This is a genomic window from Algoriphagus marincola DSM 16067, assembly GCF_000429405.1.
Lineage (GTDB): Bacteria > Bacteroidota > Bacteroidia > Cytophagales > Cyclobacteriaceae > Algoriphagus > Algoriphagus marincola.
Map to the genome: position 1 here is coordinate 1 of NZ_KE386901.1, position 10,615 is coordinate 10,615.

The 10,615-nt window shown below is 41.8% G+C and carries 10 protein-coding genes; 6 read left to right on the forward strand and 4 right to left on the reverse strand.

Translation table 11 applies throughout. The features are described 5' to 3' along the window. From G457_RS22065 to G457_RS0120530, 5 genes are all read left to right on the forward strand, one after another. On the forward strand, window positions 1-972 hold a 972-nt coding region (locus G457_RS22065; protein WP_035484506.1), incomplete at its 5' end, for an RHS repeat-associated core domain-containing protein. 265 nt (window positions 973-1,237) lie between these two features. Next, the gene (locus tag G457_RS0120510) at window positions 1,238-1,759 is read left to right on the forward strand and encodes a helix-turn-helix domain-containing protein (protein WP_035484508.1); all 522 of its coding nucleotides are present in this window, start codon (window positions 1,238-1,240) and stop codon (window positions 1,757-1,759) included. Continuing rightward, window positions 1,714-2,517, forward strand: a complete 804-nt coding sequence (locus tag G457_RS22070) for an IS3 family transposase (protein ID WP_322786352.1) — start codon at window positions 1,714-1,716, stop codon at window positions 2,515-2,517. The genes G457_RS0120510 and G457_RS22070 overlap by 46 nt, the downstream gene beginning before the upstream one ends. A gap of 163 nt (window positions 2,518-2,680) precedes the next feature. After that, window positions 2,681-4,018, forward strand: coding sequence for an RHS repeat-associated core domain-containing protein (locus G457_RS0120520; protein ID WP_026948123.1), 1,338 nt, complete (start codon window positions 2,681-2,683; stop codon window positions 4,016-4,018). 350 nt (window positions 4,019-4,368) lie between these two features. Then, window positions 4,369-4,935: a hypothetical protein gene (locus G457_RS0120530; RefSeq protein WP_026948125.1), complete on the forward strand. Its 567-nt coding sequence runs from the start codon at window positions 4,369-4,371 to the stop codon at window positions 4,933-4,935. A 27-nt stretch (window positions 4,936-4,962) separates the two neighbouring features. On the opposite strand, the gene G457_RS0120535 is transcribed toward G457_RS0120530, so the two are convergent. Further along, window positions 4,963-5,331 (reverse strand): helix-turn-helix domain-containing protein, encoded by a 369-nt coding sequence (locus G457_RS0120535; protein ID WP_035484510.1) that lies wholly within the window; start codon window positions 5,329-5,331, stop codon window positions 4,963-4,965. Between the two features lie 23 nt (window positions 5,332-5,354). Between G457_RS0120535 and G457_RS0120540 the strand changes: the two genes are divergently transcribed. Next, window positions 5,355-5,882 (forward strand): hypothetical protein, encoded by a 528-nt coding sequence (locus G457_RS0120540; RefSeq protein ID WP_155847212.1) that lies wholly within the window; start codon window positions 5,355-5,357, stop codon window positions 5,880-5,882. A 465-nt stretch (window positions 5,883-6,347) separates the two neighbouring features. On the opposite strand, the gene G457_RS0120545 is transcribed toward G457_RS0120540, so the two are convergent. The 3 genes from G457_RS0120545 to G457_RS22945 form a co-directional block, all read right to left on the reverse strand. Further along, complete coding sequence (locus G457_RS0120545; protein WP_026948128.1) at window positions 6,348-7,523, reverse strand: alpha/beta hydrolase-fold protein; 1,176 nt, start codon at window positions 7,521-7,523, stop codon at window positions 6,348-6,350. A gap of 351 nt (window positions 7,524-7,874) precedes the next feature. Further along, the gene (locus G457_RS0120550; RefSeq protein WP_026948129.1) at window positions 7,875-8,837 is read right to left on the reverse strand and encodes a PorP/SprF family type IX secretion system membrane protein; all 963 of its coding nucleotides are present in this window, start codon (window positions 8,835-8,837) and stop codon (window positions 7,875-7,877) included. A 71-nt stretch (window positions 8,838-8,908) separates the two neighbouring features. Further along, on the reverse strand, window positions 8,909-10,615 hold a 1,707-nt coding region (locus tag G457_RS22945; protein ID WP_035484513.1), incomplete at its 5' end, for a T9SS C-terminal target domain-containing protein.

Here is a 10,615-nt window from a genome sequence, read left to right on the forward strand (position 1 = left end):
ACACTCAAGGTCAAAAAGAATGGATATCTGGAAACCTTTGTGGTCAACGAAACAGCTCAGAATATCTTTTTTGATAATCTAAAAGTGCAAAGTACAAGTCCGATCATCGTCCAGGAAAATGCCTACTATCCCTTTGGTATGACCATCGCAGGATTGGATTATAGTTATAATAATCATACGAATAGGTACCTCTATAACGGCAACGAGATCCTAAGCGATCTCAATCTCAACTTATACGACTTCAAATCAAGGTTTTACGATCCTGCAATAGGCAGGTTTTTAAGCACAGATGTACTTGCCGACCATCCCAATCAAATAGGATTGTCCCCATATCAATTCAGCTGGAACAATCCGATCAAGTACAATGATCCTAATGGGGAGTGTCCCATTTGTCCTGGTTCGTATTATTATACTAAGGCCCAAGTTATTTTTTCACAGTTCACCAATACTGTTAAAGGCTCTTCTCAGAGGTTGTTGACACAGCAATCAGGTAGCCTGAATTCTGAGTTTTCATCTCAGCTTAGTAATTCTCAAGCGTCTCTCATGTCATCAGTAGCAACTATTAATGATGGGGCAGTAGTTGCTTCTGGACTCAAGGACGCCACTGTACAGGGAGGGCTCTTGGGTGCAGAAGTAGTTCAAGATTTAGGTACAGCTATAGAAGTTGCTGGGATAGCCACTGCCCAACCTGAAATAACTGCTGCAGGCGGGATGGTTTCGGGTGCAGGAAACTTGCTGGAGGGAACTATAAGAGCTTCAACGGGAGATCTTACTGCCGGTGAAGTCGGCTATCAAGTAGGTAAAGGTATAGTGTTTGGTCAGCTTTTTAAGGGAGGAGATAAAGCAGTTAAGGCTGAGACTCTAAGCAAGGAAGCTAATAATATTTGGCAAGGTATTGTAAAAGGATGGGAAATGCTCAGCGATTGGACTTACGAGGTTACGACGAGTGTTGATGAAGAAAAAAACAAATAAGAGATATGGATATATTTAATATGCTTATTGGCGCTTTGCTTATCCTGGTTTCAATAATCATCTTCATTATTCAAATTAGGGAGGGGGCAAATAGTAAAAATGATGGTTTTACAATTGGGGATGTAAAACTGATTTTTGCTGGATTATTTTCGTTTCTAGGAGGATTATATCTTTTTATTAGTGCGTTTTAGAATTGATGAAGAACAGAAAAGCCCGGTACTGTGAAGTGCCCCCAAAAAGTTAGACACTTATTGGGGGCATTTTTATGCGAAAAAACAGAAATCACAATTTCGAATTCAGGCTTCGGGTAGTCCAAGAAGTTATCCAGAGCCGGCACTCTATTAGTAGTATCTCAGAAAAAGAGCGTATCGAACATTCCTTAGTCAAACGTTGGGTAGCGTTCTATCGGAAGTTTGGAGCAGAAGGATTGAGGCCTAAGACCAATAGAAGATACACGGCAGACTTTAGATTGGAGGTCGTTAAAACACTTAAAGCTGAATCTTTATCTTTACTTCAAGCCTGTCTACGCTTCAAGGTTTCTGGTGAATCTGTCATATTGAATTGGATTCGGATTTACGATACTCAAGGACCGGAAGGGTTGAAGGCGATACGTACAGGAAGACCTATCAAGATGCCTAGAAAACCAAAAAGTCCTCTAACCCGAGAAGAGCAGCTCTTAGAAGAGCTGGCTAGCCTAAAAGCTGAAAACGCATACTTAAAAAAGCTTCATGCCTTAATTCAATCCGAAAAACAGAAAGAAGAAAAACGCAAATCATCCAGGAATTAAGGCATAGACATGCATTGAAGGAACTACTCAAGCATGCAGGGATGGCACGGAGCACCTTTTATTATCATCTCAAACAACTCCAAAAAAAAGACAAGTATGAGACGATCAAAATGGAGATCCATGATATTTATAAACAGAACAAAGGACGGTATGGCTACCGAAGAATCCGGGATGACCTTCAAAACAGGGGGTATACGATCAATCACAAGACCGTCTACTCCTTGATGCTCGAACTGGGTTTAAAGAGTATGATTCGGGTTAAAAAATATGTCTCCTACCGAGGAGAGCAGGGCAGAATAGCAGAAAACCATCTTAACAGAGACTTTAAGGCTTCCCGGCCTGAACAAAAGTGGGTAACCGACATCACCGAGTTCAAAGTCCATGACAAGAAACTTTATCTCTCTCCCATCATGGACCTGTACAATCGCGAAATTGTTTCTTTTACCCTGGCCGATAGGCCCGCACTCCAACCTGTTCTGGACATGATCAGACAGGCAACTGCGAATCGACAAAAAATCCCGGGTCTGCTGATTCACTCCGATCAAGGCTGGCATTATCAAAACCCACAATACCAACATCTACTCCAGGAAAAGGAAATCAAAATTAGTATGTCAAGAAAGGGAAACTGCCTAGACAATGCCGTCATTGAAAACTTCTTCGGAACACTAAAGTCCGAATTGTTCTACCTCAAAAAATACCAGTCTATTCAAGAACTAAAAAAAGAAATCAAAGATTACATCCATTATTATAACCACTAACGAATAAAATCAAGTCTAAACGGAAAAAGCCCAGTACAATACCGAGCTTCTTCCTTAAATTTAAATCATTATTAATCCGTCCAACTTTTGGGGGCTAGTTCACTGTCCGGGCTTTTCTGTTTTTAAGCGCTGAGTGAGTTCTGCACCTGGCACTTGAAGAGAAATGCGTACATCAGTGCGAAGATATGTTCCCTGTCCTCTGGCTGCGCTGATCAAAAGTGGAAGTCAAAAATTATGGAAAGACCGCTTGCTGGAAGGGGTACAAAACCTTAACTTCTCCCCTGAGATCAATCCCTTTTTGATCTATGAGTTTACCCGATTGCTATTGGCAGAGATTGAATCCAAAAAGACCCCAGAAAGTTACCTGATGTATGCGCTATATGATCAGGACAGTGTGCTATATGATCGGGGCAAGGTCTTGGTCAGCAATGCCGCCGCCAATGAGCATGAGCAACTACGACAGACACTCAAGGTCAAAAAGAATGGATATCTGGAAACCTTTGTGGTCAACGAAACAGCTCAGAATATCTTTTTTGATAATCTAAAAGTGCAAAGTACCAGTCCGATCATCGTCCAGGAAAATGCCTACTATCCCTTTGGTATGACCATCGCAGGATTGGATTATAGTTATAACAATCATACGAATAGGTATCTCTACAATGGGAAGGAACTAATAGAGGATCTGAATCTTGGTCTATACGACTATGGGGCACGTTTTTATGATCCAGTGATAGGGCGTTGGATCAGTGTGGATCCGTTGGCTATTGAAAGGGAGTGGCTCTCACCTTATAATTTCGTGCAGAACAATCCGCTGAACAGAATAGATCCTGATGGAAGGCTGGACTGGGTTGCTAATAGAGATGGAGAAGTGTACTGGGATGAAAACGCAACGTCACAGGCAACAACAAAGACTGGGGAAACCTACCTGGGTAAATCCGGAACGGGGATAGACGAACAGACCGGTAATATGTTGGTATATAATTCTGACGGGTCAATAGATCAGGGCATGATGAGTTTGGGAGAAGTGACCGTGTCAGCCACTCAATCCGACCATGAGAGGACAATGAGTAACCCAGTCGTGCAGAATATGCGGGCAAACAGCAAGCGGATTAAAAGCGAGGCGTTACCTTTTGCCCGTCACATGGTGAGGAGTGCAATTGATGGTGCGGGATATACCGGTGCAGGAATAACCGCTTTAGGTGGAGTTGTGGTTCCGTTTGTACCTCCCATTGGAGCTGGATTAATTGGTTTTGGAGGATCTGTTTCCACAATAGCAGGTGGGGCAAGTACTTTATTATATGCAGCGGAAGGTGACTATAAGAGTGCTGCTATTGAAGGGTCATTAACTGTTTCAGGATCTGTTAGTGGGCGGTATCTTAAAAATATGGCATCTCCGTCAAGAGGGTTGATAAATTCAACGACCGATCTCCCAATCTTACAAGGTCTGAAAAACACTTCCTTTGACATTGTGAACATTATTATTGTTCCAAAAGTAAAATAAGAAAGGAAATGGTATTTGTTATAAGTCTGCTTTTGATTGTTGTTGGGATTCTTTTATTGAGGAATCAAAAGAGTAGCCAGCAAAAAGAGGATCCTTTGTTGATAGGCTTCCAATTTAGAATTATGATATATATGCTGATAGGTACTGGAATTGTTCTTATAATACGTGAACTAATACTTTTATTTAATTAAAGTAAAGCAAAAAACCCCCTGATGGAGGTACAGAGCATAATTTAAAATATGTACGGCAGTCTCCTTATTATCAAAATACCTACAATATGTTGAGGGGAATCAATAGCAGATTAAAGCTTGGTGTATCAGAGGATTACATTTGGCGAAAAATAATTTTCCATGGATATGATTGATCGATATATAATCTTGCTATGCCTTCTACTGATCATTAGTTGTGATAATTCAGATAAAACCAATGTCTTGAAAGTTCGTAAATATGAAATAGGTGGTATAGAAAAAGACTCAATTTGGTTTGATACTCTTTATGAGAGTTCACTGTCAAAACAAAGTGAACTGAGTACCCTTATCAATAGAATTGATTCTTCTTTTTCCAAAGATCAAGCTGATTTTGACTTCAATGGAACGATACTTAAAATAATAGGCAAGGACAGTGTCCAGAGCACGCTGCTGACTAAATACACTGTTGAATCACCTACAAAAAACGGCTATTTGTCTTTTTATGGTGTTCATGCCTCAGATATTGGAACTATTTATTGGCGGTGGCTGGACGGAAGAAAACATTTAAGGTTAATAGAAAAACAGGTGTCAGGAGAAAAAAATATTTATACTGACCTCCTTAATTATCTTGATACCACGGTTCTAGCTATCCCACTAAAACCCGAAAATCAAGACTATGAGGAAGAAGTTGAAGGGGAATTAGAGTTGGATACAACGCTTATGAATTAAAAATAAGGTCCGAGAAAACGGGCTTTTTTAATGCGTAGCAGGCAGGTTTTTTTGAAAGAAGTCCTGAAACTTCTTTTTGGTAAGCATGGTATCGATCATTTTAAAAATCACATTCCGGTTATCTTCTTCGAGCTGGTTGATCAATTTTAGTTGCTGGGTCAACGGTTCATCTTCTATCACCACTTCATTGGGGATACCGTCTTCAAAATTTATGAGTTGATCGGTAGTCATACCAAACAGCTTGGACAACTTGTAAAGCACTTCGATAGAGGGCTGTCTCTGGCCATTTTCAATTTTTTTGTAGTTGGATTGATCCAGCCCAACTTCCGCAGCTACCTGCTTTTGCAGCAAACCTTTTTCCTTCCTTACCTTCTTGATGTTCTCTCCAATGTTCATATGCCCCCTCTGGGAGCAGAATCATGGTTAGGACTAGGTGTAGTCCCGACAGCTGTAAGGGAGCATCTACACCTTCATATGAATACAAATTTGTAATTTGCTGCTACATTCAAATATTTTTTTATGGGAGATGCGTATCAGCCCCGATTGCTATCGGGGGAGATCAAAAACTGCCCTATTTTCTTGCTTTTCGGGCTACGATGGAGGAGGAAAACGCTCAGGAGGAAGAACAGCTTTTTGACCAGCTTCCTGAAACAAGGATTTTGGACCACCGCCATAATAATACCCCCGGGGGGAATCAAGTAGCCTGGCTAAATGCGGATAGAGGAAGAATACTGGGCCCATCCCGATCACAGGAAGTCCAGGAAGGTGACAGTATTGAGCTTGGGGTATTTGGGATCCCGATACATCGGGAATCGATCCCAAGAAGATTCGGCTCAGTCCTGCGACTTTTGCACGAACAGGACTGGATCAGAAAATCATCCGTGCACTGGGAGAATACGGTCAAAACCTCCCTGCTTCCCCCAATGAATTTGCCATGGCGAATGTGATTGCCTTGGTGTATCCTCCTGAATAGGCGTTACATTAGATGATTTTTAAAATCCTTCATTTAGCTTTTTATAAAGCTATTTGTTGATTATTTTCGAATCACAAAATCATTTGGAAAAAGTCCAAGTTCAAAAAAGCGTAAAACGCTGCGTCCTTCTGTTGGGAAGATTTTAATATATTGAATATCAAGAATTTAAAGAGTAGGTTCAAATCCCCCACTCTCTGCCAAGCAAGCCTTTCCGCAAAGCGGAGAGGCTTTTTGCTTTATAGACACCAAGCTTGCTTGAGTGGCGGACAAGCAAAAAAGCGAAAACGAACGAAGTGAGTAGGCTTGGTTTGCATCCTTCCCCCAACTAGGGAAAGGCGGAGCCAATCCCCCACTCTCTGCAAAAACCGGCTTTAGAAATAGAGCCGGCTTTTTAGTTTCTGCTCAAAGTCAATTTAGCCTTTTGCTAGGGGAAAACAACTTACTCTTTCTCCTGCTTTAGATCTGAAAGCTTATTTTTAACGTATTCATTTTCAGGATAAAGCATAAGGGATTTGGTGTAATTTTCAAGTGCTTGAGATCTCTTTCCCAAAACTTCATAGCCTTCTCCAAGACTTGAATAGGCATTAGGAGACTCAGGATAATTTTTCGTATTCATGATAAAATAGTCTATCGCCAGTGCCTTTTCATCGTCTTCCCTACTTCTCAATTTTGAATAGCCCAACTGATTGACCAAACTCTCCGGCGGTAAAAACTCCCAAGACAGACGCTCGGAAATTTCAACAAAGTGGTTTTCCAGGTGGCTTGGACTATCTACATCTCTGTAAGAAATATCATAGCCTTTGAAAATGGCGGCGAAACCATTGTGAAAAGCAATCAAAGGAACAGAAGAATGGCTCTCATTTTCGAAATACTCTAATTTTGCATGAAAGTCTTTTTCACTCTTACTATTCAATGCCTCGAAAAGTCGAAGGTGTCTATCTCGGTTGCTATAATTCCTTTTACCCCAGTTCGCTGTTGCAAAGTAGATATATCTATCAAATGGCTTCTGCGTCAGGGTATCGAGCTTTTGATCCATTGTCTCCTCATCCCAAGTACCAAAGCTCGGATCCACAGCAATGAAGGCATGAAAGGCTGATTCTTCTTTCATATATGAATGAGTGGCTAGAAGGCCACTTAAGGAATGGCCAAATAAAATCCGATAAGGGGTCGTCCGATAGTTTTGGTCCAAATAGGGGATCAATTCTTTTTCCAAAAATTGTAGAAACTTCTCGCCACCTCCTGAATTATTTTCTCTCACAGTAATGATTTTCTCGGGTGTGTAATCCCTCCTTCTATCCACATTTTGAATACCCACTACAATCATTTCTGGAGCTTTCCAACTTCTATATCGGTCAGAGCTCATGTACCGAACCATAGTTGAGGTAGTGTTAAAGTGAGAATCACCATCCAATACAATCAATAAGGGATACTCCTTGTAAGAATTCCCCTCCTGAAAATAGGAGTCCGGAAGACTGACCCAATAGCCTCTTGCCTCATTTAATATGTCAGAATACAAGCTCTGTTTTGTATTGGGCCTTAATTCTTCAGATTCCTGAGCTGATACAACTTGAAAGATTACCATAATTACAATCAAAAAATTGATCATTTTAATCATAGTGAGTGGGTTTTGGTGGGGGTGAAAATTTAGTTTTTTAGAAATCAGGCCAGAATCTATTTAGATGAAGGTCTTTAAATTGATTTTCATGAAAAGGTTTTCATTCAAAAAATCCTGACTGAGCCTATTTCTAATACTAGAAGCTCGTCCAAAGATATCGGAATTTATTAATCTCGTATTTCAAAAAATACATCTCAGACCAATTATTGAAGGCTTGATTTTTGATTTTCTAGGAAAAATTGGAAGTGATTTATCTCCCAAAAAAATGTCAATAAGACCTGATAGAACCATATTGGACAAAAGCAATAAAGGGCCAATTATCTTATCAATTGGCCGATTATTTCCTTTTTTTTACCAAATCAACACCTCATTCTCTGTTCTTCGGGTATTGTCTCTGAACAGATTGAAAACAGCCGTGAACTCATGGGTATTGCCCGGCAAGTTGTAATCTCCACCCACCGGAAACTCAAAGAGGTAGCCGATTCGCAGTCGCTTGGTCAAAATACCCATCTGTAGATTTGTCGCATTGTTCACCCGCGTGCCCACACCCAGCCAAAACCTATCCATTAGCAAGGTCTTCAGATTTAGCTCAAAATTGTCATTTACATCCTTCTGAGTTCGGTAATAAGCATTGAAAATCAAGGCCACATTGGGACTCAAGGCTTCCCTATAACCTCCCTGAATGATATTGGAGGCCGGATAGCTGTCAATAAACTCATCCCCAGAAATGATCGCCCCCCCCCCTACTCGATGCATGCCGTAAGAGAGGTAATATTTGGAGTGGGTTAAAGCCAATCCAATATTGAAATCTACCACCTGCATATCCGAAAAGCCTCCTAAATATTGACCCAAGGTAGGGTCGTTCAGGTCTTCCGAGGTCAACGCATTTCCATCCAGACGGATATTTTGATAGCTCACTCCTGCACCCAGTCTTAGGTTATGCTTCTCTGTCAATCTTACTCTAGAAGCATAGGATACAATCAATTCGGTCTCTCTAAAAGCGCCATAAGTATCCTGAAGCATGTTTACCGATAATGCATTCTTACCCATCAAGGCTGGATCCATCGCTCCTGACAATTCCCCAAAATCCAGCTCCGCACTCACAAAATAGCTCCTCGGAGCTCCCTCGATGCCAGACCACTGGTTTCGCACAAAGCCCCTCACCGCACTTCCCTCATAGCCGGTCAGGCCAGGATTGAAATAGCTTTGGAAGTGGCTAAAATTTGAAACATATTTTCTGGTCTGAGACTTTGCTTGAAAATTCATTCCAAACATCAAAAGTCCAGTGGCGAGTATATAGTAAAATTTCTTCATCGTTTTCTTCGTTTTATACTGTTAAAAAATGGGGACAGATAGAGTCTATTTCTTATCTGCCCCTCTTATTTCTACTGTTTCAATAGGTTTAGCATTCCCCTTCTCACCTCTCCGGTTTCTACCACTGTAATCACCCATACATAGGAGGTCACTACAGGGTCTCTACCATTTACACGACCATCCCAGCGCACATCAGGATCTTCGGTGTAGAAGACTCTGTTGCCGCTTCCTACTTCAATAATCTGGATCTGAACTCCCTCGTAGTATCGCATGGCCGGCACTCCCCAGGTGTCATTCACCCCATCATTGTTTGGAGTAAATGTGTTGGGAATATCTAACTGGTCAAGTGGAGTACGCTGTCGTTCGATTTGGAACTCTTTGTCCAGGGTATTGCCTGCCCGGTCGGTAACCCTCACACGAATCGTAAATTGGGTTCTTCCCGATACTTGCTCCGCACTGCTCCAGAAAAGAATTCCATTTATAATCTCAAAATATGCATTGTCAAGAGCTCCATCAATCAAGCTGATCTCGTGAACATCATCGGAAGGATCTATGACCGTAAAGAAGCCTATCTCCTGGAAGAATACATCAGGTATAGCTATGAAACTATTTGCACTCAAGTTCAGATCCTGCGGGGCCGGCTTCGGCTCAACGGTAATCGAAACCACTGGATCCAATTCATAAGGATTAAATAATCCTTCTGGAAGTGTGACCGTTCCTCTGAAATTATTGGTACTCACAATCAAAGGATTGAAGCCTGTTAGGTTCCAGCTTACTGGTAGGTTGATAAATTCTCCCAGACCAGTGATGCCAACCACTTCATCTGCCAGCGGAACATCAGCAGCAGCTGTACCCCAAGCCACAGTCACTGACTGGCTTACAAATTCGACAATCGAACGGTCCTGTACATAATCTGGAACACCGTCTCCGTCTGAGTCTAGAAAATCAGACCCGTTATTTGGATCGGTTCCATCTCTATCCTCTACATAATCCGGAACCCCATCCTCATCGATATCTGGGTAGTCACTTGAATCATTTGGATCAGTACCTTCATCCTCTTCTACTTTGTCAGGAACACCGTCTCCATCCGAGTCTTTAAAGTCATCCGGATCGTTCGGGTCAGTTCCATCTTCGAGCTCAACGTCGTCCGGAACTCCATCTCCATCGCTATCATTGGTGATAATCTCAAAGTCAGCCCCTGTAAAGTTGATCGTGTAGTTCTGTCCAGCATCTAAGTTACCTTGAGTTATGGGGTAAAATCCTACCGCTTCCCCTTCTCCTCTACTTAAGGATCCGGTAAAGATGGAATCATCATCTCCTTCACCATAACCAGTTGCCGTAAAGGTCAATTCAGGATCAGACTCGCCAAAGAGCTTACTCTGTCCCTCATCTGCGATTACCATAAGCTCTGCTGGAGTGATCGTCAGATCGGCTGTTAGTACAAGCTCATTGAAGTTGCTTCCTGTGATGGTGGCCGTAGCTTCCTGGGTTCCAGCATTGGTTCTCATATTGTTAGCATAAGTAACCGAAGTTCCCTCTGGCGTTGTACCTAAGATGAATATACTTTTCTCCGTGCCATCAAAGACAAAGCTTCCATCTTCAAAGGTAATTCCTGTGATATCGGCCGGGGTAATCGTCAGATCTGCGGTGAGTACCAAGGTATTGTAATTGGAGCCCGTAATAGTCGCAGTGACTTCTTGGGTTCCAACATCCGTTCGAGTATTGTCCGAATAAGTGACTGAGGTACCTGCTGGAAGTGTTCCACTGATCTCAATACT